Source organism: Erythrobacter sp. JB3-1 (genome assembly GCF_057364995.1).
In genome coordinates, this window is the sequence record NZ_CP200289.1 from 2,348,856 (window position 1) to 2,374,040 (window position 25,185).

General features: G+C 58.4%; 28 protein-coding genes. 14 read left to right on the plus strand and 14 right to left on the minus strand.

Going from position 1 to position 25,185, the window contains the following annotated elements; genetic code table 11:
* Positions 1–85: 85 nt before the first annotated feature.
* A complete protein-coding gene (locus AC0V6M_RS11100) occupies positions 86–907 on the plus strand; it encodes a Coq4 family protein (protein WP_486138864.1) in 822 nt (273 codons plus the stop codon).
* 80 nt (positions 908–987) lie between these two features.
* Here the strand turns inward: AC0V6M_RS11100 and AC0V6M_RS11105 are convergent, their stop codons facing one another.
* Positions 988–1,674, minus strand: coding sequence for a nitroreductase family protein (locus AC0V6M_RS11105; RefSeq protein ID WP_486138865.1), 687 nt, complete (start codon positions 1,672–1,674; stop codon positions 988–990).
* Between the two features lie 132 nt (positions 1,675–1,806).
* Here AC0V6M_RS11105 and AC0V6M_RS11110 point away from each other — a divergent pair, with 132 nt between their 5' ends.
* Entirely contained in the window at positions 1,807–2,604 is a 798-nt protein-coding gene (locus AC0V6M_RS11110; RefSeq protein ID WP_486138866.1) for a Coq4 family protein, read from the plus strand.
* On the opposite strand, the gene AC0V6M_RS11115 is transcribed toward AC0V6M_RS11110, so the two are convergent.
* The 4 genes from AC0V6M_RS11115 to AC0V6M_RS11130 all read right to left on the minus strand — a co-directional run bounded on the left by AC0V6M_RS11115 (position 2,601) and on the right by AC0V6M_RS11130 (position 6,498).
* The gene (locus AC0V6M_RS11115; RefSeq protein WP_486138867.1) at positions 2,601–2,936 is read right to left on the minus strand and encodes a DUF6122 family protein; all 336 of its coding nucleotides are present in this window, start codon (positions 2,934–2,936) and stop codon (positions 2,601–2,603) included. The two genes, AC0V6M_RS11110 and AC0V6M_RS11115, sit on opposite strands and share 4 nt — an antisense overlap.
* Positions 2,937–3,160: 224 nt before the next feature.
* A complete protein-coding gene (purL, locus tag AC0V6M_RS11120) occupies positions 3,161–5,374 on the minus strand; it encodes a phosphoribosylformylglycinamidine synthase subunit PurL (RefSeq protein ID WP_486138868.1) in 2,214 nt (737 codons plus the stop codon).
* A gap of 15 nt (positions 5,375–5,389) precedes the next feature.
* Positions 5,390–6,064 (minus strand): metal-dependent hydrolase, encoded by a 675-nt coding sequence (locus AC0V6M_RS11125; RefSeq protein ID WP_486138869.1) that lies wholly within the window; start codon positions 6,062–6,064, stop codon positions 5,390–5,392.
* Positions 6,065–6,084: 20 nt separating this feature from the next.
* Entirely contained in the window at positions 6,085–6,498 is a 414-nt protein-coding gene (locus AC0V6M_RS11130; RefSeq protein ID WP_486138870.1) for a DUF2177 family protein, read from the minus strand.
* Positions 6,499–6,549: 51 nt separating this feature from the next.
* Between AC0V6M_RS11130 and AC0V6M_RS11135 the strand changes: the two genes are divergently transcribed.
* The 9 genes from AC0V6M_RS11135 to AC0V6M_RS11175 all read left to right on the plus strand — a co-directional run bounded on the left by AC0V6M_RS11135 (position 6,550) and on the right by AC0V6M_RS11175 (position 13,405).
* Entirely contained in the window at positions 6,550–6,870 is a 321-nt protein-coding gene (locus AC0V6M_RS11135; protein WP_472645500.1) for an exodeoxyribonuclease VII small subunit, read from the plus strand.
* Positions 6,871–6,882: 12 nt separating this feature from the next.
* Positions 6,883–7,788 carry a polyprenyl synthetase family protein gene (locus AC0V6M_RS11140; protein ID WP_486138871.1) on the plus strand — a complete coding sequence of 302 codons (906 nt, stop codon included), beginning with the start codon at positions 6,883–6,885 and terminating at the stop codon, positions 7,786–7,788.
* Between the two features lie 2 nt (positions 7,789–7,790).
* Positions 7,791–8,303, plus strand: coding sequence for a pantetheine-phosphate adenylyltransferase (gene coaD, locus AC0V6M_RS11145; protein ID WP_486138872.1), 513 nt, complete (start codon positions 7,791–7,793; stop codon positions 8,301–8,303).
* A gap of 123 nt (positions 8,304–8,426) precedes the next feature.
* Positions 8,427–9,134 (plus strand): peptidylprolyl isomerase, encoded by a 708-nt coding sequence (locus AC0V6M_RS11150; protein ID WP_486138873.1) that lies wholly within the window; start codon positions 8,427–8,429, stop codon positions 9,132–9,134.
* A 42-nt stretch (positions 9,135–9,176) separates the two neighbouring features.
* Positions 9,177–10,211 (plus strand): tRNA preQ1(34) S-adenosylmethionine ribosyltransferase-isomerase QueA, encoded by a 1,035-nt coding sequence (queA, locus tag AC0V6M_RS11155; protein ID WP_486138874.1) that lies wholly within the window; start codon positions 9,177–9,179, stop codon positions 10,209–10,211.
* A gap of 9 nt (positions 10,212–10,220) precedes the next feature.
* The gene (locus AC0V6M_RS11160) at positions 10,221–11,165 is read left to right on the plus strand and encodes an ABC transporter ATP-binding protein (protein ID WP_486138875.1); all 945 of its coding nucleotides are present in this window, start codon (positions 10,221–10,223) and stop codon (positions 11,163–11,165) included.
* A complete protein-coding gene (locus tag AC0V6M_RS11165; RefSeq protein WP_486139625.1) occupies positions 11,165–11,932 on the plus strand; it encodes an ABC transporter permease in 768 nt (255 codons plus the stop codon). The genes AC0V6M_RS11160 and AC0V6M_RS11165 overlap by 1 nt, the downstream gene beginning before the upstream one ends.
* A gap of 22 nt (positions 11,933–11,954) precedes the next feature.
* The gene (gene tgt / locus AC0V6M_RS11170) at positions 11,955–13,088 is read left to right on the plus strand and encodes a tRNA guanosine(34) transglycosylase Tgt (RefSeq protein WP_486138876.1); all 1,134 of its coding nucleotides are present in this window, start codon (positions 11,955–11,957) and stop codon (positions 13,086–13,088) included.
* Positions 13,088–13,405, plus strand: a complete 318-nt coding sequence (locus AC0V6M_RS11175; RefSeq protein WP_486138877.1) for a chorismate mutase — start codon at positions 13,088–13,090, stop codon at positions 13,403–13,405. Before tgt ends, AC0V6M_RS11175 begins: the two co-directional genes overlap by 1 nt.
* A 313-nt stretch (positions 13,406–13,718) precedes the next feature.
* On the opposite strand, the gene AC0V6M_RS11180 is transcribed toward AC0V6M_RS11175, so the two are convergent.
* Positions 13,719–14,156 carry an SRPBCC family protein gene (locus tag AC0V6M_RS11180; protein WP_486138878.1) on the minus strand — a complete coding sequence of 146 codons (438 nt, stop codon included), beginning with the start codon at positions 14,154–14,156 and terminating at the stop codon, positions 13,719–13,721.
* 200 nt (positions 14,157–14,356) lie between these two features.
* On the opposite strand from AC0V6M_RS11180, the gene AC0V6M_RS11185 reads away from it, so the two are divergent.
* Complete coding sequence (locus AC0V6M_RS11185; RefSeq protein WP_486138879.1) at positions 14,357–15,571, plus strand: WD40 repeat domain-containing protein; 1,215 nt, start codon at positions 14,357–14,359, stop codon at positions 15,569–15,571.
* 185 nt (positions 15,572–15,756) lie between these two features.
* Here the strand turns inward: AC0V6M_RS11185 and rpsD are convergent, their stop codons facing one another.
* From rpsD to rpiB, 6 genes are all read right to left on the minus strand, one after another.
* A complete protein-coding gene (gene rpsD, locus AC0V6M_RS11190; RefSeq protein WP_486138880.1) occupies positions 15,757–16,371 on the minus strand; it encodes a 30S ribosomal protein S4 in 615 nt (204 codons plus the stop codon).
* Between the two features lie 199 nt (positions 16,372–16,570).
* Positions 16,571–17,308, minus strand: coding sequence for an RNA methyltransferase (locus AC0V6M_RS11195; protein WP_486138881.1), 738 nt, complete (start codon positions 17,306–17,308; stop codon positions 16,571–16,573).
* Positions 17,309–17,317: 9 nt separating this feature from the next.
* Positions 17,318–17,794, minus strand: coding sequence for a transcriptional regulator NrdR (gene nrdR / locus AC0V6M_RS11200; RefSeq protein ID WP_486138882.1), 477 nt, complete (start codon positions 17,792–17,794; stop codon positions 17,318–17,320).
* A gap of 9 nt (positions 17,795–17,803) precedes the next feature.
* On the minus strand, positions 17,804–18,022 hold the full coding sequence (locus tag AC0V6M_RS11205; protein WP_472645489.1) for a hypothetical protein: 219 nt from the start codon (positions 18,020–18,022) through the stop codon (positions 17,804–17,806).
* 12 nt (positions 18,023–18,034) lie between these two features.
* Positions 18,035–19,345, minus strand: a complete 1,311-nt coding sequence (glyA, locus tag AC0V6M_RS11210; RefSeq protein ID WP_486138884.1) for a serine hydroxymethyltransferase — start codon at positions 19,343–19,345, stop codon at positions 18,035–18,037.
* A complete protein-coding gene (gene rpiB, locus AC0V6M_RS11215) occupies positions 19,342–19,821 on the minus strand; it encodes a ribose 5-phosphate isomerase B (protein ID WP_486138885.1) in 480 nt (159 codons plus the stop codon). Before rpiB ends, glyA begins: the two co-directional genes overlap by 4 nt.
* A gap of 165 nt (positions 19,822–19,986) precedes the next feature.
* Between rpiB and AC0V6M_RS11220 the strand changes: the two genes are divergently transcribed.
* Positions 19,987–20,895, plus strand: a complete 909-nt coding sequence (locus tag AC0V6M_RS11220) for a DUF1521 domain-containing protein (RefSeq protein WP_486138886.1) — start codon at positions 19,987–19,989, stop codon at positions 20,893–20,895.
* A 151-nt stretch (positions 20,896–21,046) separates the two neighbouring features.
* A complete protein-coding gene (locus AC0V6M_RS11225) occupies positions 21,047–22,726 on the plus strand; it encodes a M20/M25/M40 family metallo-hydrolase (protein WP_486138887.1) in 1,680 nt (559 codons plus the stop codon).
* Between the two features lie 12 nt (positions 22,727–22,738).
* Here AC0V6M_RS11225 and AC0V6M_RS11230 read toward each other — a convergent pair whose 3' ends face one another.
* Both AC0V6M_RS11230 and rpoD read right to left on the minus strand, forming a co-directional pair.
* Positions 22,739–23,116, minus strand: coding sequence for a DUF4870 family protein (locus AC0V6M_RS11230; protein WP_486138888.1), 378 nt, complete (start codon positions 23,114–23,116; stop codon positions 22,739–22,741).
* 44 nt (positions 23,117–23,160) lie between these two features.
* Complete coding sequence (rpoD, locus tag AC0V6M_RS11235) at positions 23,161–25,182, minus strand: RNA polymerase sigma factor RpoD (protein ID WP_486138889.1); 2,022 nt, start codon at positions 25,180–25,182, stop codon at positions 23,161–23,163.
* Positions 25,183–25,185 lie beyond the last annotated feature (3 nt).

Here is a 25,185-nt window from a genome sequence, read left to right on the forward strand (position 1 = left end):
TTTGGGACTTAAACCGGGCTATTTACATTAATGTAAGTAAGTCACGGTATCACCGCCATACCGCAATCCAACAAGGCCCGCACTGATGACCAGCACCGCTCTTGAATATGCCGCCGACGGCACTGTCCTGCGCCACCCTGACCGCCCGCAGCCGAAATATTCATTGCCTAAGGCCATAGGACATTTCCGTAATTTGATGCGGGACAAGGAAGACACAAGCGAGGTCTTCAAGATTTTCGAGGCGCTGCCGCCCAAAGACTACATTGAACGCGTACGGAATTTTGCGTTGACCAAGCGCGGTGAAGAATTGCGGGCGAGCGAGCCGAGCCTGCCAGAAATTCTCGATGATCATGCTGCGATCCGCAAAACGCTCAAGGGTACCCTAGGGCATGCTTATTGCGACTTTATGGAGCGTGAGGGTCTGTCAGCCGCTGGACTGGTTGCTGAATTCGACAAGATTGGGCGGCCCAAATATGACGACCTCACGCATTGGTATCTGTCGCGTTCGCGCGACACGCATGATCTGTTTCACATCCTGACTGGCTACGGCCGGGATGCTTTGGGCGAGCAATGCGTCCTACTATTCACCCACGGACAGAGCCCGAGCCACGGCCATCTGCTGATCGGCTATGCCGGGGCGATGAACATCAAAAAGCAGGTGTGGGGCAGCAAGGCACCGGTCATCGGTGCGGTCAATCAGGCGCGCCGCACCGGTACAGGCGCTCCCAAATTGATAGAGCAATCGATCCGCGAATTGTTGGCGATGGATCTGCATGAGGCGCGCGCAATGCTCAAAATTCCAGAGCCGAGCGTGTACCGCGAATGTCACCGCATCTGGCGCGAAGAGGGCATCGACCCGTACGACATGCTGGCCAGCGAAAACACGCCGGAAGCGGTTGCGGCATAGTTCTAGGTGATTCCCCGCGAAGGCGGGGTCCTCTCTTGAGCCGAACGAGTCTCCCGCCTGCGCGGGAGTTCACAATCAGCTCAGAGCCAGCTGGCGATCTGGCTGAGCGGCTTTTTCTTTAGCGCATGAGCGGGCACGGTCGCATCCGCGCTGGGCCGGCCGACCACCACAATCATCAGCGGCTTTTCCCATTCGGGGCGCTCACATGCCTGGCGCAGGAAGCCCATCGGTGATGGCGTATGGGTTAGGGTCGAACACCCGCCCTCGTGCAGCGCCGCGATTAGCATGCCGCAGGCAATCCCCACGCTTTCATTGACGTAGTAATTCTGCGTCTTGCCGTCCTCTTCGATCCCGCCTTTACGTTGGGCAAAGACGACGATCAGATACGGCGCAGTCTCCAGAAACGGCTTGTCGGCATCGGTGCCAAGGTCGCTCAGCGCATCGAGCCATTCGTCGCTCGCCTTGGGCTTATCGCCATCTTCGCCGTAAAACCGCTTTTCCTCTTCCTCCGCCGCTAGGCGAATGGCGTGCTTCTTCTCTGGCGAGGTCACCACCGCGAAATGCCACGGCTGATGATTGGCGCCATTGGGCGCGGTGCCAGCGGCCTCAATCGCGGCCTCGATCACTTCGCGCGGCACCGGCTCATCGGAAAAATAGCGGCAGGATCGGCGCTCTTTCAATCGGTCGCGAAGGCTCCGTGCGCGGGCAATCGCCTTTTCTGCGGGCAGGGCGGGCAAGTGATAGGGAACGGTATCGTGGTCTTTCATAATGAACCTATTGCGCGTTGGCGCGGCAAAGGAAAGAGGCGGGTGCAGATACTACTAACACCAATGTAGGTTGCATTTGATGAACCTATTTGTCATAAGCTGTGTGCGACTCGAAAAAAGCGGAGCAAACTCATGAACTGGCTCGACCTTCCACTGCTGCACCCGGACCGGGATATTACCGGGTTTCGCCCGTTCAAGGCGCTCAGCCATTTTCGCAAGCTGGTGGCGGATAAGGAAGACACGAAGCAGGTTTTCCATATCATTGACGCGCTGAAAGGCCGTAAGATCCAAGCGCAGGCAGAGGAATTCCTCAAATCGCCCACAGCTCGTGATCTGATGCAGCGCGAGAGCATTCTGCCGGTCGCTGATATGCTGGATGACCACAGCCGCTGGGACGATTGCGGCCCAAACACGGTCGCGCAGCATTACATCCGCTTTATGAAGCGCGAGGGCCTGACCGCGAATGGTCTGGTCGAGGAAAGCTATGCCTGGCGTCCGCGCGAAGAACGCCCAGAGGATCAGGTTGAATGGTATGTCACCCGCCTGCGCGATACGCATGATCTGTTTCATGTCCTCACCAGCTATGGCCGCGATGCCTTGGGCGAGGCGGCGCTACTCGGCTTCAGCTATGAGCAGAACCACAATCTTGGCGTGAAGTTCATCGCCTATGCCGCCACCCGTCAGATCAAGAAAGTGACGAGCACCAAGGCACCGCTCTATGATGCGATCCGCGAGGGACGCGCACTGGGCAGGGCCGCGGCCACACTGGCGCATATGGATGTTGAGGCGGTGATGCGCGAAGACATCGATGTGGTCCGCAAAATGCTGAGTATCGGTGAACCGGTGATCTATCGCCAATGCCTGGCCCAACTGGATGCGGAAGGTTTCGCAGAGCAAAACCTCGGCCTGTCAGAGGTGCAGGCGGCCTAGGTCGTCATCATCACGCAATCGCCATAGTCGACCGCGAGATGCCACAAGGCGCCAATGCCGAGCGCGCGAACCCACCACGGGGCTTTGGGTAAAGCGATCATTGCGGCGTAAAGCCCCGCGCCGACCCAGCCGTGTAGATAATGAAAACCGATTGAGCAGCGGTTCGGATCAAAGATCGGATCGGCCAGCAGATGGTCGAGGTCGATCAGGTTGGCACTTGCGATCACGAGTCCTGCGCGCAGCCAATTCTCACGCCAGATAAGCCATCCCATTGCGAACGGGACGAGCCAATGCCCTCCATAATGGAGTATGGGTTGGAGGAGGTCGGTCAATGCCTAAGCGTCATGCCAGCGAAAGCTGGTATCTAGGGCGGAGCGCTCTGACGCCTGAGACCTCAGCTTCCGCTGGGGTGACGAACTGAATTGTACCTTTCGAGCCAACTTCCTCGGCGTCACCCCGGACTTGATCCGGGGTCCATCCCCATCGCCAAGTTTGCAAACCCTGTGCTGGCGATGGATGCTGAACCAAGTTCAGCATGATGGGGGACGGGGTTCGTTCACCCTTCCATCCAGTCGCGGAAGAAGCTGGCGTGGGCTTCGCGTAGGTCGGCGATGGTCACGGTCTTGCCTGAGATGCCCAACGAGATACCGCCGGTTTTGCCAACATGCGTGACAGGGATACAATTGCTTTCGATTTCGTCGGCGCAATTAGTAGTAACAATGTAATGTCCTTGCTGTTCACCAAAGGCGGTCAATGCATCGCCAAAAGCATCTACAGATGCGCCTATCCCGCTCTTTAGCGCCATTTCGGCAATAGCTATCAAGCAGCCACCATCGGACACATCGTGGACGGCGTTCACTTTGCCCTGGGCAATCAACTCCCTGACAAACTCGCCATGAGCACGTTCAACTGCAAGGTCTGTTTTGGGTGCTGGGCCGTCTTCCCTGCCATGCAATTCGCGCATCCACAATGTTTGCGAAATGTGGCCGCGCAAGTCTCCAATGATAAGGATGTCGTCACCCTCATTCTTAAACCCCATCGTCATCATCTTCGAATAATTGTCGATAATGCCGACGCCGCCGATGGCTGGGGTAGGTAGGATCGCGCTGCCGCCGCCGGTCGCTTTGCTCTCGTTGTAGAGCGAGACGTTTCCAGACACGATTGGGAAGTCCAATGCGCGGCAGGCGTCGCCCATGCCTTCCAGAGCGTGGACGAATTGCGCCATAATCTCGGGCCGCTGCGGGTTTGCGAAGTTCAGGCAATTGGTCACGGCGAGTGGCCGCGCGCCGACGGCGCATAGGTTCCGGTACGCCTCGGCAATCGCCTGTTTGCCGCCTTCATACGGGTCGGCATAGACATAGCGCGGGGTGCAATCGGTGGTCAGCGCCAGCGCCTTTTTCGTGCCATGCACGCGTACAACGCCCGCATCGCCGCCCGTTTGCAGCGTGTCGCCCATCACCTGGCTGTCATATTGCTCCGAAATCCAGCGGCGGCTGGCAAGCGCGGGGCTGGCCAGTAGCTTGCGTGTATCCTGCGCCAAATCTTCGCTGGTTGGCATATCGCTCAGGCCGCTATCACCCTGACTATCGATCCAGACTTTGTATTCTTCTTTGGACAGATAGGGCCGTTCATATTCTGGCGCATCGGCAGCCAGCGGGCCCAGCGGAATGTCGCAGACAACCTCGCCGCCCCATTCCAGCACCATATGGCGGGTGTCGGTCACTTCGCCGATCACGGCAAAATCGAGCTCCCATTTCTTGAAGATTTCAGCCGCCATCTCTTCCTTGCCGGGCTTCAGCACCATGAGCATCCGCTCTTGGCTCTCGCTCAGCATCATTTCGTAGGGTGTCATGCCCTCTTCGCGGCACGGGACCATGTCCATGTTGAGGCGGATGCCCGCCTTGCCATTGGTCGCCATCTCCACGCTGGAAGAGGTGAGGCCCGCGGCGCCCATATCCTGGATCGCGACGATGGCGTCGGTCGCCATCAGCTCTAGGCACGCCTCGATCAGCAGCTTTTCCGTGAACGGATCGCCGACCTGCACGGTGGGCCGCTTCGCCTCGGCGTCTTCTTCAAAATCGGCGCTGGCCATGGTCGCACCGTGGATGCCGTCGCGCCCGGTCTTTGAGCCAACATAGACGATCGGATTGCCGACGCCGGTCGCGGCGGAATAGAAAATCTTATCCGTATCCGCGACGCCGACAGTCATTGCGTTGACCAGGATATTGCCGTCATAGGCCGGGTGGAAATTGGTCTCGCCGCATACGGTCGGCACGCCGACGCAATTGCCGTATCCGCCGATCCCTGCGACCACGCCCTTTACCAGATGCTGCATCTTGGGATGCTCTGGCCGTCCAAAGCGCAGCGCATTGGCATTCGCCACCGGGCGCGCGCCCATGGTGAAGACATCGCGCAGGATACCGCCAACGCCGGTCGCCGCGCCTTGGTATGGCTCAATATAAGATGGGTGGTTGTGGCTCTCCATCTTGAAGATCGCCGCCTGGCCATCACCAATATCGATCACGCCAGCGTTTTCGCCCGGTCCGCAAATCACCCAAGGCGCTTCTGTGGGCAGCTTCTTCAAATGGAAGCGCGATGATTTGTAAGAGCAATGCTCCGACCACATTACGGAAAAGATGCCCAGCTCTACCATATTGGGCACGCGGCCCAGGCTTTTCAGGACCTGCTGGTATTCCTCAGGCGAGAAGCCGTGCTGCTCGACAATTTCGGGTGTGATTTCCGGTGCGCTGCTGGGTGATGAATCGCTCATGCACGGCGCTTTAATTCACTCGCTTGGGGCCGCCAAGCCTCCACGCCGAATGTGCCAGCGGTTATGCCCGACCCACCACGCCAGCACAGTTGTAACGGCAAAGGCGATCAGGGCCTGCGCATAGAGGGCCATATTCGCCTCTGTTGGGGCGGGGCCGAACCAATTGACCATCTGCAGCAGCAGCAGCACGCCGAGCAAGATCAGCGGCGGGCCAACCGGGCCGCGCGTGCGCTTTATATAGATCATGAACGCACCAATGGTGATCAGCAGCTCCAGCGGCATCGCGATCTGAGGGTAATTCCACAGGCCCAGACCGTAAGCCTTTGGCCCGCCAGCAATGGTCAAATCCGGCGCATGGGTCAGCCAATCGAGCAGCCAGTGCGACAGGACGACAATGGCGGCAAGCACCCCGCCAAAGAAATTGCGCTGAAAGATCATCACGATAATCGCGAAGACGGCCGCCCATATCGCTGTGCCCAATAAGGAATGGGTGAAGGGCATATGATAAAGATCAAACGGGACCATCACGGTCGCATCCGGATCCACCCGCATTTTCTCCACGCCCACCATGGCCAGCGCGAAAAAGCCCCAATCGACCAATTGCGCCGCGACAAACAAAGTGCCCAGCCGCGGTGATCGCGGTGAGATGGCTGCGGCGGCAAACGCCGGCGCGAAGTGACCGATAAACATGGGTGCCCCTTATCCCGATATTACCGCGCGGATTTCTGCGTGAATTTCAACGTGACGAATGCCGCTATAGAGCTCGCCGTGCCGGTTGCAAACGCGCCCCAGATGATATCCAGCACTGTAACATGCGTCGCCCACACCTTGAACACCGCCTGGCTGGTTAGATCAAACGTTGCATAACATAGCGCGCCCAGCAGCGCGCCGTTGAGTGTAGCACTTGCTACTCTGCCGCTGACGAGTGCTGGCTTTACGCCGAACCACACCATACCGGCGACATACAGGAAGTAGAACGTGGCCGCCGCGCCGACATTGATGGTGTCGGCCATCAGCTCGCCGATGTTGGGTTGATAGAGGTTTGCTTCCGCCCAATTCAGCCACATCGCATCCAGCACGCCAAATGCGAGCGCCGCCGTGATGTAGGCAATGAACCACTTCATTTGATTTCCCCGTTTCATGCGCAGCCTTGACCGGGCGCGCCGCGCGGGTCAATGCTCCGTGCTCCGCGAGCCGGGGTCAAAACCCGCTTTCTAATCAATTTGTGGTCTTACGAGGGACAGATCATCGAAAACGCGCCCGAACTTTCCGAAATGAGCTTTGAACAGGCGCTCAGCGCGCTGGAAACTATCGTCCAGCAATTGGAGCGCGGCGATGTGCCGCTCGACGAATCCATTGCTTTGTATGAGCGCGGCGAGAAGCTGCGCGAGGCGTGCCAAAAGCGGCTCGATACGGCGAGCGCGCGGATCGAGAAGATCGTGACCAACCGCGATGGCGCCGCCGCTGGCACTGAGCCGCTCGACGCGCAGCAATAGGAGCGGCAGTGCGTGGGGGATAAAGCAAACTTGCTGGCCGATCAGTTAAAGCGGGTTCAGGGCGAGATCGATTCCGTGTTCGATGCCTTTTTGCCTGTTCCGCAGGACACGCGGGCCCGGCTGGTCGAGGCGATGCGTTACGCGGCGATCGGCGGCGGTAAAAGGGTGCGCCCGCTCTTGCTGGTGAGTACGGCGGAATTGTTCGGCGTCGACCGCACAGCGGCCCTGCGCGCCGCCTGCGCGGTGGAGGCGATCCACGTCTATTCGCTGATCCATGACGATTTGCCCTGTATGGATGATGACGATTTGCGCCACGGCAAGTCGACCGTGCACAAGGTGTTTGACGAGGCGACCGCTGTGCTCGCAGGCGATGCTCTGCATGCGCTGGCGTTTGAAATTTTGGCCGATCAGGGCACCAGCGCCGATCCCTTTACCCGCAGCGAGCTGATGATGACGCTGGGCACGGCCAGCGGGATGAAAGGCATGGCGGGCGGCCAGATGATGGATATGGTCGCGGATGATGAGGGGATCGAATACGATCTTCACTCCATAACGCGGCTTCAGCAGCTGAAGACCGGCGCTTTGCTGGCCGCATCGGTGGAGATGGGCGCAATAATGGGCAAAGTCGCCCCTGAAGGGCGCGCGCATTTGCGGGCGTATTCTCGCGATATTGGCCTGGCGTTTCAGATTGCCGACGATCTGCTTGATGTGAGCGGGGACGAAGCGAAAGCGGGCAAGGCGCTGCGCAAGGACGAGAGCCAAGGCAAGCAGACCTTCGTGACCCTGATGGGCGCGGAAAAGGCACGCGAACAGGCCAGCGCGCTAGTGGATCAGGCGATTGGTCACCTCGCGAGCTATGGCGAAGAGGCAGAGACGCTAAGAGCGCTTGCGCGCTTTGTGGTTGAGAGGGATCGGTAGAAATGAGCGAACGCATCGGAATTTATCCCGGGACCTTTGACCCGATCACTTTGGGCCATGCCGATATCATCCGGCGCGGGGCAAAGCTGGTTGATAAGCTCATTATCGGGGTAACCACTAATCCGTCCAAAAACCCTATGTTCTCAACCGAAGAACGCTTCGCCATGGTGGAGCGTGAGGTTGCGAATATGGGCGTGAGCAATGTCGAGGTGGTGGGTTTTAACGCGCTGCTCGTCAAATTCGCGCAAAAGCAGGGCGCGCGAGTAATCATCCGCGGACTGCGCGCGGTGGCGGATTTTGAATACGAATATCAAATGGCGGGGATGAACCAGCAGCTTGATGAGAATATCGAGACGGTGTTCCTGATGGCGGATGTCTCGCTCCAACCGATTGCATCGAAACTGGTGAAAGAGATTGCTCTATATGGCGGAGATATAACGCCTTTTGTCAGTGGCGAGGTTCGCGAGGAAGTGAATGCGCGCGTCAAGGAAATCGGCCTGAAGGGCGACTATTAGGCCAATCACACTGCCCCGTGCCCAAGCTTAGCTGTCGATGGACGTTACTCATTCATTGAAGTGTCAGGCGCGCGTGGTTAAACAGCGCCGACGACACACAAATTGCCCGGAAAAACGACCTTCATGATCTTTCGTAAACTACTCTGCGTCTCCGCTTCTCTTGCCCTGCTTGCCGCGCCTCAGGCCGTCTTTGCACAGGACGCCGAGCCAGAAGGTGAAACGCCAGCGGCAGAGGCCGAAGCACCGGCTGCAGAACGCCCGGTCTACACGCCGGTGAATTTCGATATGAACGAGGATCCCGGCAACATCTGGGTGCTCGACCTCTCGAATGGCGAGCGTGTGGCGATCCGGTTGAAGCCAGATTGGGCACCGAACCACGTCGAGCGGATCAAAACTCTCACCCGCCAAGGGTTTTATGACGGGATCATTTTTCACCGCGTGATTGAAGGCTTTATGGCTCAGGGCGGCGATCCTACTGGAACAGGCCAGGGCGGTTCTGAATTGCCGGATCTCAAGGCAGAATTTAACCCGATGCCGCATGTTCGCGGCAGCCTGGCGATGGCGCGCGCTACCTCGGAAGACAGCGCGAACAGCCAGTTCTTCATCGTGTTCTACCCGCGTTTCAGCCTGGACAAGCGCTACACCAATCTCGGCCGCGTGATCAGCAATATGGCCGGTGTCGATGCGATCAATCGCGGCGAACCGCCTACCGAGCCAACCCGCATTCTTCAGGCTTCGCTGGCCAGTGACAACAAGCCGCAGGTAATGCCAACGGCACCAGCCGTAGAAGAAGAGATTACTGCAGACGCTCTAAGCGCGCCAATCAGCTAGTTTTTCTTTCCGCATGGCGCGCTCGCGGCTAAGGCCCCGCCAATGCGTGTTGATTTATTCGATTTCGACCTTCCGCAAGATCTGATTGCGCTGCGCCCAGTGCGCCCGCGCGATGCTGCACGCATGCTGGTGGCGCGGGGGGATGAGCCCTCTGCCGACAAGAGCGTCCGCGATCTGCCAAACCTGCTGAACGCGGGCGACGTGCTGGTCTTCAACGATACCCGCGTGATCCCGGCTCGGCTGGAGGGGAGGCGCGCAGGCGGAGAGGCCAAGATCGGCGCGACCCTGCACAAGCGGATCGATCTGCGCCGGTGGCAGGCCTTCATCCGCAATGCAAAGCGCTTGAAAGAGGGCGATCAGCTGGTGTTTGGCGGCGGAGTGACCGCCATTGCCGAGGCGCGCCATCCCGATGGCAGCCTAACCTTGATGTTCGAAGGCGAAGAGCCGGTCGAGGTGCTGCTGGAGCGGGCGGGGCGCATGCCTTTGCCGCCCTATATTGCGGGCAAGCGCGGGGTCGATGAGCAAGACCTCAAAGACTATCAAACCATGTTTGCCGCGGAAGATGGCGCGGTTGCTGCGCCCACGGCTTCGCTGCATTTTACCCCAGAACTGGTCAACGCGATTGATGCGGCGGGGATCGGTCGAGAGACGCTGACCCTGCATGTTGGCGCGGGCACGTTCCTGCCGGTGAAGGCTGACGACACTGATGATCACCAAATGCACAGCGAATTCGGCCGGATAGAGGCCGATGTTGCCGAGCGCCTCAACGCAGCGCGCGCGGCCGGCGGGCGGGTGATCGCGGTCGGCACGACCTCTCTGCGTCTGCTCGAAAGCGCGGCGGGGCCAGATGGCCAGATTGAGGCCTTTGCTGGCGACACCGACATCTTCATCACGCCGGGTTACAAGTTTCGCGCGGTCAACGGGCTGATGACCAATTTTCACTTGCCAAAATCAACGCTCATGATGCTGGTCAGCGCGCTAATGGGGCGGGACCGGATGATGGCGGTCTATGCCCATGCAATTGAAAACAAATACCGCTTCTACTCATATGGTGACTCGTCCCTGCTGCTGCCGTAACCGAGGGGCATGCAAGAACCCATTCTCTCCATCGCAGGCCTGAGCAAGGTGTATTCTGGGGGCGTAAAGGCGCTCGATGATGTTGATTTGGAGATCCGCAAGGGAGAGATTTTCGCTCTGCTGGGGCCGAACGGGGCGGGCAAGACCACGCTGATCGGCGCGGTGTGCGGGCTGGTGCGGCCAAGCGGCGGTGTGATCACCGCATTCGGTCATGATTTGAAGAGTGGCTGGCGCAGCGCGCGGGCGCGAATTGGTCTGGTTCCGCAAGAGCTTAGCACCGACATGTTCGAAACGGTTGAGCGTGCGGTCAGCTATTCACGCGGCCTATTTGGCCATGCCCCTGACAAGGCGCGTATCCACGAAATCCTGCGCTCGCTTAGCCTCTATGAAAAGCGCAGCGCGCAAATTCGCGAGCTATCCGGCGGGATGAAGCGCCGCGTGTTGATCGCCAAAGCGTTGGCGCATGAGCCGGAGCTGTTGTTCCTTGATGAACCCACCGCCGGGGTCGATGTCGAGCTGCGCAAGGATATGTGGGAGCAGATCAGCGCGCTGCGCGAGCGCGGGACGACGATCATCCTCACCACTCACTACATTGAAGAGGCAGAGGAAATGGCCGACCGCGTCGGGATCATTCGCGGCGGTAAGATCCTGATGGTGGATGATAAGGCCGCGATGATGAAGCGGCTTGGCCGGACCGAGGCTGTGCTCCAACTGGCCGAGCCGCTGTCTGAGCTACCACCCAGCATTGCCGCGTTTCCTCTGGAGCTCAGCGCAGACGGGCGCGAGCTGTGCTTTCGCGGCGGTGATGGGACGGGTAAGGGGCGCCAGCAGGTCGCCGACCTAACCAAAGCGCTGATCGCGGCGGGGATTGATTTCACTGGTATAGACATTCGTGAAAGCTCGCTGGAGGACATCTTTGTCTCGCTCCTCTCACAAGAGAAGGAGCCAGCATGATGGGCTTTAACCTTCGCGGCGCATGGTCGATTTACACTCGCGAGCTGATGCGCGCATTCCGCACCGCATTCCAGTCGATCCTCTCGCCTGTGCTCACGACCTCGCTCTACTTCATCGTGTTCGGCACGGTGATTGGCGCGCGGATGGAGCCGGTTGACGGGGTCGCTTACGGCGCCTTTATCATTCCCGGCCTGTTGATGCTCACATTGTTGGGCGAGACCACCAGCAATTCCAGTTTTGGTATCTATATGCCGCGCTTCACTGGCACCATTTACGAGCTGCTCTCCGCACCCGTTGGCGTGGCTGAAACGCTGATCGGGTTTGTAGGGGCGGCAGCGACCAAGGGGCTGCTGCTGGCTGGGATTATTCTCGTCACGGCGACATTCTTTGTCGATTACGAGATCAAATACCCGCTGTTCGCCGCGTTCTACATCATGCTGGTGGCGGCCAGTTTCTCGCTGTTCGGGTTTATTCTCGGAATTTGGGCGGACAGTTTTGAAAAGCTTGGGATTATTCCGCTCTTGATCCTCACGCCGCTGACGTTTCTGGGCGGTACATTTTACTCGATCGATGATCTGCCAGAGCCGTGGAATTCGGTCGCCTTGGCCAATCCAATTGCCTTTCTGGTGAGCGGGCTGCGCTGGACCTTTTATGGCACATCGGATGTGCCGATTGCTTTGTCGCTCGGCCTGACGCTGGGTTTCCTTGCGGTTTGCACGGCAATTATCGCATTCATCTTCAAGACTGGCTGGCGCTTGCGAGAGTGACGCGCTAGGCGCTGCGCGACTTATGACCGAGCGTTTCAAATTCAGCATCGCTGCCACCGATGGCAAGGCGCGCACCGGCAGCATTGCAATGCAGCGCGGCACCATCGCCACGCCCGCATTCATGCCGGTTGGCACGGCGGCCACCGTAAAGGCGATGAAGCCCGAAAGCGTGCGCGCGCTGGGCGCGGACATTATCCTTGGCAACACCTATCACCTGATGCTGCGTCCGGGTGCGGAACGGGTCGCGAAATTGGGCGGCCTCCACAATTTCATGAATTGGGATCGCCCGATCCTGACCGACAGCGGCGGTTATCAGGTGATGAGCCTGTCGGACCTGCGCAAGCTGACCGAGGAGGGCGTGGAGTTTCGCAGTCACATCGATGGCTCCAAACACATGCTCACCCCAGAACGCTCAATGGAAATTCAGCGCCTGCTGGGCAGCGATATCGTGATGGCGTTTGATGAATGCCCGCGCGCCGACCGTCCGCGTGAGGAAATCGCTGCGAGTATGGAGCTCTCCATGCGCTGGGCCAAGCGCAGCCGGGGCGGGTTTGACAGCGGCGGCGAGCATGCGGCGCGCTCAGCCTTATTCGGAATTCAGCAGGGCGCTCTCGACGAAGAACTGCGCAAGATCAGCGCTGAGAAGCTCACTGACATTGGCTTTGATGGCTATGCGGTCGGCGGCCTGGCCGTGGGCGAGGGGCAAGAGGCGATGTTCGGTGTGCTTGATTATGCACCGGGACAACTGCCTGAGGATAAGCCGCGCTATCTGATGGGCGTTGGCAAGCCAGACGATCTGGTCGGCGCGGTGGAGCGCGGGATTGATATGTTCGACTGCGTGCTGCCCACGCGTTCGGGCCGCAATGGCCAGGCGTTCACCTGGAACGGCGCGATTAACCTGCGCAATGCCCGCTTTGCAGAGGACACCGGACCGCTGGATGAGCGCTGCGAATGCCCCACCTGCAGCACCTATTCGCTGGCATATTTGCACCATTTGCAAAAATCAGGAGAGATCCTGGGCGCGATGCTCGTGACTGAGCACAATCTTGCCTTCTACCAAAGCTTGATGAAGGCGATGCGCGGTGCCATTGCGGCCGGAACATTCTCTGCTTTCGCCGCTGATTTTCGGCGCGATTATCTGAAAGATCCTAAGTGATGCCCAAAGCTCTCGACGCCAAAGCCCCTGAGGAATGCGCGAGCATGACCGAAGTGCGCGAAGGCGTGGATGCGACCGACCGGGAGTTGGTGGCCCTGCTGGAGCGACGCTTTGGCTATATGCGGGCGGCGGCGCGGATTAAGCCCAGCCGCGATGTGGTGCGCGATGAAGCGCGCAAGGGAAGCGTGATCGCCGCCGCTGTTGCCGAGGCGGAAGCGCGCGGCCTGCCGGGCGATGTCATCAGCGACATTTGGGAGCGATTGGTCGAAGGCTCAATCGCATACGAATTTGAGGAATGGGACCGCACGCGGGATTAGGCGTCGCCTATTGCGTTGGAAACGTCCGTTGCTGGAGTTGAGGCAAACTAGCGCTTAGGTCTGTTTCTGGGCGTAAAGCAGACGTAAACTCAGCGGAAAGAGCAAATACATCATCACCACAAGTCCGATGACGATGAGCTTAGGCGATGAGTTGAAGCGCTTGAATGGACTTGGTGGTTTAGCTCTCGACTTGCGGTTCCTAACCTATCGGTGGCACGTCCGATCAGAAATGCCTCGTCAGTCTGACAAGGCCGTTAGTAGGCGGGCGAAAGTCAGTCCGAATGAGAGCGTGATCGTCGATGTTCTTCTGGCACTAGATTTCCAGGATTGTCTTGAGGCGCTTCAAATAGCCTCTGACCCAGTGTGAATAGAGCTGTTTCGTAAGGAATGTCGCTAGGCGCGACCCATCGTATTCAGTGTCCAGCCTGTACTTCAGAAGCGTTTGGCGCTCTGCAACTTTCACGACCTCGCGCCGCCCCGTCAAAGGTAGATCAGCCCCTTCGCTCGATACGAATTCAAAGCACATATCCGGTTCATGCACCGTGATTACGCCCGGTGTGTCCAGCCTCTTCATTTTGAAAAAGAGCGATTTTTCCATCATTTTCATCCCGACCGCCATGGGGCCGTCGACGTCCATACGAACCACCTCGGAGCGCCATGTGGGATCAAGTGTCAGGTTCGACACATATGCAAACACATCCTTTGAGGAGCGCTCAATTACAATTTCCTCGGCGATATAGATCATGCTCATCGACGCATTCCTTGTGGGTGCGTTCGGGCCAATTCTCAAACGCGGGTGCTATCAGGCTAACTGCAACTTGTCTCTAACCGACGCAAGTCCCTGTTACCCAGGATCAGTTCAATCCACGAAGTTTTGTCGACTTGTCTCTTTCGTCTGCCTGTATCACAGTCGTATCTTAATGAGCTGATCGAAGCAGGGAAACTGAGAAAATGTATCGCAAACTGACGATCAGTATTCTGTTTTCTCTACTTATATTTGGCGCGCCTTTGATCTCGATCTCGGGCGCGAATGCCCCTCAGGCATTCGCAATGGGCGCAGGCTTGAATAGCGAAGACGCTGCACTAAAACCGCAATCCAAAAACCCTAACGTTATCGTCATTCGCAGCAATGACCATCCGGTAACTTATGCGAGCCTCAGTGGAGATGGTCTAACCCTTGCCACGGCGGATGGTGACGGAAGAGTTCGGCTCTGGGATGCTTTGTCCGGAGGACATATCAGAACCTTGGTCGGCCATTCGGATGGTGCCTTCGATACGATTACCTCAATACAGTTCAGTCCTGATAGTTCTCTGATTGTTACCACAAGCTTCGATGGGACCGCGCGAATTTGGGATGTGCAGACCGGTACTCGATCAGCGACTCTATCTGGCCACTCTGGCTGGGTGTATTCGGCCTCCTTCAGTTCGGATGGCATGCGAATTGTGACGGCGAGTCTAGATGGCACAGCGCGCCTATGGACAGTTTCCACCGGTGAACAGATCGCCGAATTGACCGGCCATAAATATGGAGTATCTGCCGCGTCTTTTGATACCAATGGCGTCCGTATCCTGACGATCGGGAGCGATAACAAAGCGCGTATCTGGGATGCGTCCTCCGGCCAGCTCCGGAAAACACTCAAAGTGCATGATGAGGGTGTTGGGTACAAAAGCTTCGGTAGCTTCAATGCCGATGGCACTCGAGTCGTGACTTCGGGCGGCGATGCTGTTGCACGTGTATGGGATGCCAATTCGGGCGATCTATTGATGAAACTTTCGGGCCACTTATCGACAGTTTTGGATGCCGATTTCAGCCCGAATGGATCTCTGATTGCGACCGCCGCGACGGATGGAACCGCGCGCATTTGGGACGCAACAACGGGCGAGCATCTGTTCACATATTCCGAACATGAGCACTGGATCGTTGACCTGAGTTTTAGTCGCGACGGCACCACAATCCTCACGGCAAGTTATGACGGCACTACCCATGTGTGGGATGTGAAAACGGGCCGAAACTTAGCAACTTTGTCTAGCCCGGAACGCCGGCCATATGAGAGCGCTCGATTTAGTGAAGATGGCTGCTTAGTAGTGGTAGGGACACTCGATGGGGTGGCAGAGATTTGGGATGTTTCGGAAACCTCAGGTCGATCTAATTGCCAATCGGACTGAGGCATACAGCAAACTGCAGTCTCCAGTGTCAGCTATTAGGTCGAGAGCGGAAGTTCCACTTTTTGCGGTACAGAAGACGACCTGCCACCGAGCGCCGTCGCTACAGGACAACGAAAGCTGCACCACAAACAAACGAAAAGGGCGGCCCGTGAAGGCCGCCCTGCTTCGTGTCAGATGCCCGCGGATTAGCGCGAGTAGAACTCGACCACGAGATTTGGTTCCATCGTTACCGGGTAAGGCACTTCGTCGAGCTTTGGTACGCGGGTGAAAGTCACCTTGTCGGTGCCATCAGGCGCGACATAGTCAGGAATTTCACGCTCTGGCAGGCTTTGCGCCTCGATAACCAGCGCCATTTCCTTGGCTTTCGCGCCGAGGCTGATCACGTCGCCCACATCGCAGCGGCGGCTGGCGATGTTGCACTTTACGCCGTTCACGAGGATGTGACCGTGGCTGACGATTTGACGGGCTGCAAAGATCGTTGGTGCGAATTTCGCGCGGTAAACGATCATGTCGAGACGGCGCTCAAGCAGACCGATCAGGTTCTGACCGGTGTCGCCTTTGATCCGGGTCGCATCCTTGTAGGTGCTGCGGAACTGCTTCTCAGTGACATCGCCGTAATAGCCTTTGAGCTTTTGCTTCGCGCGCAGCTGAAGGCCGAAATCGCTCATCTTGCTCTTGCGACGCTGACCGTGTTGGCCAGGACCGTAAGAACGCTTGTTCACTGGAGAGTTTGGACGACCCCAGATGTTTTCACCCATCCGGCGGTCAAGTTTATGCTTCGAGCTGGTACGCTTCGTCATAGATATATCTTTCAAATTGCATGAGCCGCCCCAGTGGCGACCGTTTAACCCGGCATCGCTCCGCTTGAGATGTCTCAAGCGCGGCTACCGCTTCACCGGGGTGCGGAGCCAATTTGCGAAGGCGCGCGAATAGCAGGATTGCAGGACGCGTCAAGCCTTTGTCGCCGCTGCGCCGCCCCGTATTTGCCGCGCGTTTGGGTTAGGGATCGCGCCGCGTCCGCCCGAGCGAGGACAAGACCCCGCGCAAGGTGCGGATTTCCAAGTGGTTCCACCCCGGCTTGGTCAGCACATTGCGCAAGGTTTGCGCGGTGGCCTCGCGCCGTGGCTCGGGCAGGAAATAGCCCTTTGGCTCCAGCAATTTCTCAAAGTGCGCGACCAATCCGTCGAGCTCTTCTTGCGGGGCAGGGGGCAGCAGATCCTCTTGCGGTGGCTGGGCAAGGCCAGCCTCGCTGCGCGCCACTTTTGACCATTCGTAAGCGCACAGGATCACTGCTTGTGCGAGATTGAGCGAGCCAAATTCCGGATTGATCGGCACGGTCAAAATGCTGCGCGCTAGGCCGACGTCCTCGGTCGCCAAGCCGGATGCCTCGCGCCCGAACAGGATCGCACTGCGTCCGGGCTGAGCTTTGATCTCGCGAGCGGCCTCATCGGGCGTCACCACCGGCTTTGACACGCCGCGTTTGCGCACGGTCGTGGCGTAGATGTTCGCGCAATCGGCCACCGCCTCTTCGGTGGAGGAGAAGACCTTTGCTTGCTCCAGCACGATATCCGCGCCGGCTGCCGTGGGGCCAGCGGCGGGATTGGGCCAGCCATCGCGCGGATCGACCAGGCGCATCTCGGTCAGCCCAAAATTGAGCATGGCGCGCGCCGCGTGTCCGATGTTCTCGCCCATTTGCGGGCGGACCAGGACGATAATGGGCTGGTTGCTGCTGGCCATCCGCGCGGATCAGTCCTGCGCCGCTTCCTGCACGGTGCTGGCAAATTCCTCAAAATCACGCGCTTCGCTGAAATCGCGATAGACCGAGGCGAAACGGATATAAGCGACGCTGTCGATCTGCTTCAGCCCCTCCATCACCATTTCACCGATCTTGGCAGAGGGCACCTCGGCATCACCGGCGGTTTCCACCTGGCGCTGAATACCGGACACCAACCGGTCAATCCGATCCTGTGTCACGCCGCGTTTGCGGCAGGCGAGCGAAACGGAGCGTTCCAGCTTGTCCCGGTCAAACGGCTCACGGCGTTCTTCCTGACCGTCATCGCCCGCTTTGACGATAACGATTTCGCGCAATTGCACGCGTTCAAAGGTGGTAAAGCGCGCGCCGCAGCCGGAGCATTGGCGCCGGCGCCGGGTCGCAGTTGCGTCCTCGGTCGGGCGGCTGTCCTTAACCTGGCTGTCGTCGTTCGCGCAAAAGGGGCAGCGCATGGTTTGGGGCTACTTCTTGATACGGTTGTAAAAGGCGATGCCAGCGCCCGCGGCAAGGCCGAGCGGTAGGCTGATCACGGGCAGGATTGCACCGGCAACCGCACCAATCGCTGCGCCGGTCAGCACAGGCTTGGTCGAAGGGTGCTTCATCCCTTCCTTGGCCATGCCGGAGAGCTCAGCCTTAGTATCGTCAATCCAGTCAGGACCGTCATCTTGCGGGGTGCTCATGGATTTGGTCCTTCACATGCCCGGGTAGACAGGGAAGGCAGAGCAAAGCTCGTTGACGCGGGAGCGCACGCTTTCTTCGACCTGCGCGTCGCCCTCTGGGCCGTTTTTCGAGAGGCCATCGACGACCTCCGCGATCAGCTTGCCCACCGTGCGGAATTCAAGCGGGCCAAAGCCGCGCGTCGTGCCCGCTGGTGTGCCCAGACGAATGCCGCTGGTCACGAATGGCGAACGGGTGTCGAACGGGATGCCGTTCTTGTTGCAGGTGAGCCAAGCGCGGTCGAGGCCTGCCTCGGCGGCTTTGCCGGTCACGTCTTTCGCCGTCAGATCGACCAGCATGGAATGGTTGTCCGTACCGCCAGAGACGATCCGCAGGCCGTTTTCTTCCAGGCTAGCGGCGAGCGCACGGGCGTTTTCAACGATCCGGTGCGCGTAGGTTTTGAACTCAGGCTGCAGAGCCTCGCGGAAAGCCACGGCTTTACCAGCAACAACATGCATCAGCGGACCGCCTTGCAGTCCGGGGAACACCGCCATGTTCAGCGGCTTGGTCAGCTTTTCATCGTTCCACAGGATGATGCCCGAACGCGGACCGCGCAGGCTCTTATGCGTTGTTGAGGTGACGATGTCGCAGTGCGGGAAGGGCGATGGGTGGGCGCCGCCAGCAACGAGGCCTGAGATGTGGCTCATATCGCACAGCAGATAGGCACCCACTTCATCCGCGATTTCGCGGAATGCGCCAAAATCCCAAGTGCGCGAATAGGCTGTGCCGCCGCAGATGATCAGCTTTGGCTTGTGCTCACGCGCGGTGGCCGCAACCGCGTCCATATCGATCAGCTCATCGCCTTCGGTCACGCCGTAGCTGACCGGGTTGAACCACTTGCCGCTCATATTGACAGGCGAACCGTGGGTCAGGTGCCCGCCGGAATTGAGATCGAGGCCCATGAAGGTGTCGCCCGGCTCTAGCAGAGCGAGGAAGACGGCCTGGTTCATCTGGCTGCCGCTGTTCGGCTGAACATTGGCAAAATTGCAGCCAAACAATTGCTTGGCGCGCTCAATGGCCAATGTTTCGACCTGATCGGCATAGTCGCAGCCGCCGTAATAGCGCTTGCCCGGATAGCCTTCGGCATATTTGTTGGTGAAGACACTACCGGTGGCTTCCAGCACCGCGCGGCTCGCGATGTTTTCACTCGCGATCAGCTCGATCTTGTCGCGTTGGCGGGCCAGTTCGCTGGTGATAGCGGCCGCGATTTCCGGGTCAGCGGCGGCGAGGTCATCGTTCCAGAAGCCGTCCATCACGGGCAGAACGTCAGAAGGGGCAGTGCTCATTGGTGGGTCTCGATTCGTGTCGTCTGGATGGGCGGGGTGCCGAGTTTGGCAACGCGGCGCTGATGCCGGCCAGCGGGATCATCAGCGTCGGCGAAATCTGTGTCTAGGAAGGTCGCGATGCAGCTCTTGGCCATTTCGATGCCGGTCAGCCGCGCACCCAGTGCGATAGCATTGGCATTGTTGTGCTCGCGAGCAAGAGCGGCGGACAGCGGCTCTGACACGAGCGCGCAGCGCACGCCAGGATGGCGGTTTACGCTGATTGAAATGCCAATGCCCGATCCGCATAGAGCGATGCCGCGTTCGACAGTTCCCTCCGCGACCACTTCGGCCAATTTATAGCCATAGTCCGGGTAATCGACACTCTCGCCCGCTGCTGGGCCAAGGTCAGCCACCTCATGGCCTTCTTCGATGAGCCATTCGGCGATTTCCGCTTTCATTTCGGTCGCGGCGTGATCTGATGCAATTGCTATACGCATGTGCGGTGATTTAGGGGCTCGCGCGCCCGATGACTAGGCCCACCGCACGGCTTTTCCGGCGGCTTCCCCAAATCTATGCGTTTTGTAGAGCTAATCTACGCGAAACGCAGAGTGCAACGTCCTTAGCAATGCTGGATAGGGCAGATGTAATTTAGGGGAATTGCAATGATCAGCTCGATTGGCGGTGGTCTATCCGTCATAACGCACTTGGTGAACCCGCTTCTGTCAGGAGGCGTGGTGCAAATTTCCTCCGATGTCTTGGGACAATTCCAAGACCCGCTGGACGCGGGTCGGTTTGCTTCTGCCACAACGCCGGAATTGATGGTTGCGCGTTCTTACACGGATTTGGACCCGGAAGCAGATTTCCATTCTCCATCGCTGGTAACGTCAAGCCTCCCCAGCGCGAGCCCCGAGCCTGTCCAAGAATGGGTTGCAAAGACCACGGGGGAAGGGCGCGCGGAGCTACAGTTGGGGGATGGCTACACCCTCAATTTTGAAGAGCGATCCAGCGAGATTGAAGTCTTCAACGCAAACACCAATGAATACACGAGAATCTGGGGCGATCCGCACATTGGCGTTGATGGGGTACGGGCATTCGATTTTTGGGGCACGACCACATTTAAGCTCGAAAACGGTACGAAGATTACGATCGAAACTGAGCAATGGGACGGCAATCCCAATGCCTATGTCGCCAGCAAAGTCGTAATCACGAAAGGCCGCAATGCGGTGGTCGTTGACGGGATCAGTCAGAACCAGCTCGGCGACCTCGAAGTTGTTGTTTCTGAACAGGGGTATGTTCTCGATATTCTCAATCGGGACGGCTTTACACTTAGCGAAAACAGGTTCGGAGTTGGCTGGCGATCGGAGTATACTGGCATGATCGCAAACCAAGAAGACCTCGATGCAACCCGCATTGGCTACAGGTTTGGTCCCGGCAGTATGCTGCCTTCGTGGGACAACATACTACCGCTCTTCAGCCAAATCCTTCTGTATGGAGGATTGATGAATCATGTGACTGAATTTGGCGATGAACCCGGTTATGAACCAGAGCGCAAACCGCGACATCATTGCTAGGCCGTTTTCTGCATTGTGAATTCTCAGCCTCCTTTGGAGAACGGGCGCTTTCTTAACTCTCGCATGATGCGCGCGTGACGCGTCGCTATTGGCTTTTCTCGCAAGATGCTGAACAACCCGGCGCATCGCTTGGAAGAGGCAGGGGGATTGAATGCGCTGGCTGACATTGGCTGTGACTGCTCTGGTTGGCCTGGCGCTGGCGATTTTGGGCACCACGCCGCAATTGCCGGCCAGCATTAACAGCGATGAGGCGAGTTTTTCAGCCGAGCGGGCGATGGAGCATGTGCGCATTATCGCCGCAGAGCCGCATCCGACCGGTTCGGAAGCGAACGCCAAAGTGCGGGATTATCTGGCGGCTGAGCTCGAAGAATTGGACGCAGAGGTATCACTGGTCGAAGGGCCGGTGCCAGAGCGCAGTTTGGCCCGATTTGGCCGCTGGAGTGGCGAGACGCCTGATGCGCTGACCCTGACCAATGTGATCGGCGTAATCCCCGGCCAAGACCGTTCAAAGCCTGCCGTCGCTCTGATGGCGCATCACGATACGGTGTGGGGATCACCCGGAGCCTCTGACGACACCGCGGGCGTTGCCAGCATATTGGAGGCAGTGCGCGCAATCACCAGCCAAGGGCAGCCCGATCGCGATATCATCGTGCTGCTGACCGATGGTGAGGAGCTGGGCCTGCTGGGCGCACAGCAATTTATCGATGAGAACCCGCTGGCGGACCGGATTGGTGCAATTATCAATCTGGAGGCGCGCGGTGCGGGCGGGCGCACAACCCTGTTCCAAACCTCCAAAGACAATGGCGCAGCAATTGAGCTCTATGCCGATGCGGTTGCGCGGCCGGGCGGGTCGTCGCTCGCAAGCTTCGTTTATGAGGTGCTGCCCAACAACACCGATCTGACTCCCGCGCTCAAGCGGCCATATGTAGCCTACAATCTGTCGTTTATTGGCAGGCCGGGCCTGTATCATTCGCCCAAGGCCACGCCGGAGAATCTGGACCAAGGTGCGTTGCAGGATATGGGCGATCAGACGTTGGAGCTGACACTGGCGCTCGCCAATACGGATGCCCTGCCAGAGGCGGCGGAGGATCGCACGTTCTTCGATGTGTTCGGCATCTTCCTGCTGCATTACGGCACGGTCGTGGGCTGGGCGTTGTTCGCGCTGACCGCGGTGCTCCATGTAATTTGCTTGCGGAAGAATGCGCCGGGTGGCTGGTGGAAGAGCTTGGCCGCATCGGCGGTGGTGATCCTGGGCGGCGGCCTGACGCTTTACACGGTCAATGCGATTTCAGGGGAGGGCGCGGGCGAGAATATCTATTACGACCGGTTGGCCGCGATCCCGATGCTGGAGGCGCAGGCGCTGCTGATCTGTATCGCTTCGCTCGCGGTCAGCGCGCCATTGTGGGCGGGGCGGCGCGGCAGCATTGTGGGTATTCTGATCGCTCTTGCCATGCAGATATTCGCCCCCACCACTGCGTTTCTGGTGGTTTGGCCGCTGTTGCTGGCTGGAATTCTAGGAGTGGCAACGGGCAAAGCTGATGGAGCAATTGCGCGGGTCGCTTCGGTGCTTTGCGGCGGCGTGGTGCTGGGATTGATGCTGCAGTTTGGGCATCAAGTTATGCAAGGCGTTGGGCCGGATGTGCCGATGGTGGCGGCGCTGCTCGCGGCTTTGATGCTGCCGGTGCTTGGCCCAATGATCCCGGCGGTGAATGCAAAACGCTGCTTTATGATCGCAGGGGCTTGCCTAGTCGGCGCGCTCGCGATTGCGACCTGGGTGCGGTTTGACCCCGTCGCCGATACGGTGCCGCTTTACGATTCAATGAAGGGGTAGGGGCGTTGGAGCCTACAGAAGCCAGGAACTTGGCCTGAGCATTGGCTTTTGCTGAGCTGCGTTGATCATCGCAAGTACAGAGCGTACTCCTGCCAAAATTCCTAATGCAGCAGCAGGAAGCGCCAAAAGACCGCCTGTAGGCGCTTCAGCTACAACGAAAACAACCGCAATGAATGCCAGTACAAACGCGGTAGCAAACATCCAAAACGTCTTGATAAGGTACGCGAAATGAGTGCGTTCCCAGTCTTCATTGAGACCGCTGCGAAAGACGTAGGCTAAGACTATCCCGACTAGACCGCTCACACCGGTGAAGAATGTCCCTAGATACAGGACAGCCACGATGAGCGGCCTATTTGCCAATAACGATCCGGCGGAATTTTCCTCGGACAAAGCTATTCCAATTCAGATGTAAAAAGCCTCTACAACGAGCAGCATCACTGATCCAAGAATGACCGCATCTTGCGCGACCGGCTTGGGTGCTTGAGCTTGCGCAGCGCCTTCGCCTCGATCTGACGGATGCGTTCGCGCGTCACGCTGAACTGCTGACCCACTTCTTCCAAAGTGTGGTCGGTGTTCATGCCGATGCCAAAGCGCATCCGCAGCACGCGCTCTTCACGCGGGGTCAGCGATGCGAGCACGCGGGTGACGGTTTCCTTGAGGTTCGCTTGGATTGCGGCATCCACAGGGATGATCGCGTTCTTATCCTCGATGAAATCACCCAGGTGCGAATCTTCCTCATCGCCGATTGGCGTTTCGAGGCTGATCGGTTCCTTGGCAATTTTCATCACCTTGCGCACTTTTTCTAGCGGCATGGACAGGCGCGCTGCCATTTCCTCTGGAGTCGGCTCGCGGCCTTCCTCGTGCAGGAATTGACGCGATGTTCGCACCAGCTTGTTGATCGTCTCGATCATGTGGACCGGGATACGGATCGTGCGCGCTTGGTCAGCGATGGAACGGGTGATCGCCTGACGGATCCACCAGGTCGCATAGGTGCTGAATTTGTAGCCGCGGCGATATTCAAATTTATCAACCGCCTTCATCAGGCCGATGTTGCCTTCCTGAATGAGATCAAGGAATTGCAGGCCGCGATTGGTGTATTTCTTGGCGATAGAGATCACCAGGCGAAGGTTGGCTTCCACCATTTCCTTCTTGGCGATACGCGCCTCGCGCTCGCCCTTTTGCACCATGTTCACGATGCGGCGGAATTCCGGCAGAGCCATACCAGTGTTGGCGGCAATATCGGTGATTTCGGTGCGAATACGCTCAACCGCTGCGCCTTCTTTCTCAATGAAAGCGGCCCATTTCTTGTCTTTCTTCGCGTTCGCCTTGATCCGGCTGTCGTCGAGCTCATTGCCGACATAGCTTTTGAGGAAGTCGATCCGTTTGATCTTGTGACGCTCTGCCAGACGCAGCATCTGGCCGCCCAGCGCGGTCAGCCGGCGGTTGAAGGCATAGAGATTGTCGACCAGGAATTCGATCTTGGTCGCGTGGAACTGCATGCTTTCGACTTCCGCCGTCAGCTCTTCGCCCAGTTTCTCGTACTTGTTCTCTTTGGCCTTTGGAAACTCGTTGCCAGCCGCCAGAGTGTCGACCCGCTCAGCCTGGAGTTTCTCAAAGGTTTTGAACAGCTTGGTGATGCGGGCAAAGCGTTCAATCGCGTCTGGTTTAAGCGTGGCTTCCATCTGCGCGAGCGAGAGAGTGTTATCCTCTTCCTCTTCTTCTTCGCGCTTGGAGCTGCCTTCTTCGCCCTCTTCATCCTCGTCGGATGCTTCGTCGCTGTCGTCGTCATCATCGTCGCGGATGGTTGGGCCGGCGGTCTCTTCAGAGATTTCGCCGTCGTCATCGTCCTCGGCGCCCTCTGCCATCTTATCGGCAGGCGGTTCTTTCGAAAGCATCGCGTCCAGATCAAGGATCTCGCGCAGCCGCATTTCTTCGTTGTTGAGCGCTTCGGACCAATGGATGATCGCGTGGAACGTGATCGGGCTTTCGCACAGGCCGATGATCATCATGTCGCGGCCCGCTTCAATCCGCTTGGCAATCGCGATCTCGCCTTCGCGGCTGAGCAATTCCACCGCGCCCATTTCGCGCAGGTACATGCGAACCGGGTCATCGGTGCGTTCGCCCGTGCCGGTCTTCTTGACCGCTGCGGCAGGCGCTTTCTTGGAGTCTTTCTTCTCGTCGCCGACCTGCATCTCTGCAACTTCGGCTTCTTGCTCAGCCTCGGCCTCGGCCTCTTCATCGTTCTCGACGATTTGAACGCCCATTTCCGACAAAGCGGTTTGGATGTCCTCAATCTGATCCGGGCTCATTTCACCAGATGGCAAAGCTTCATTGAGCTCATCATAGGTGATGTAGCCCTTTTTCTTCGCCTTGGTCATGAGCTTCTTAACTGACGCCTCGTTGAGGTCGATCAGTGGAGCATCTTCTTTATCTTGCGCTTTAGCTTTTGAAGCCATGGA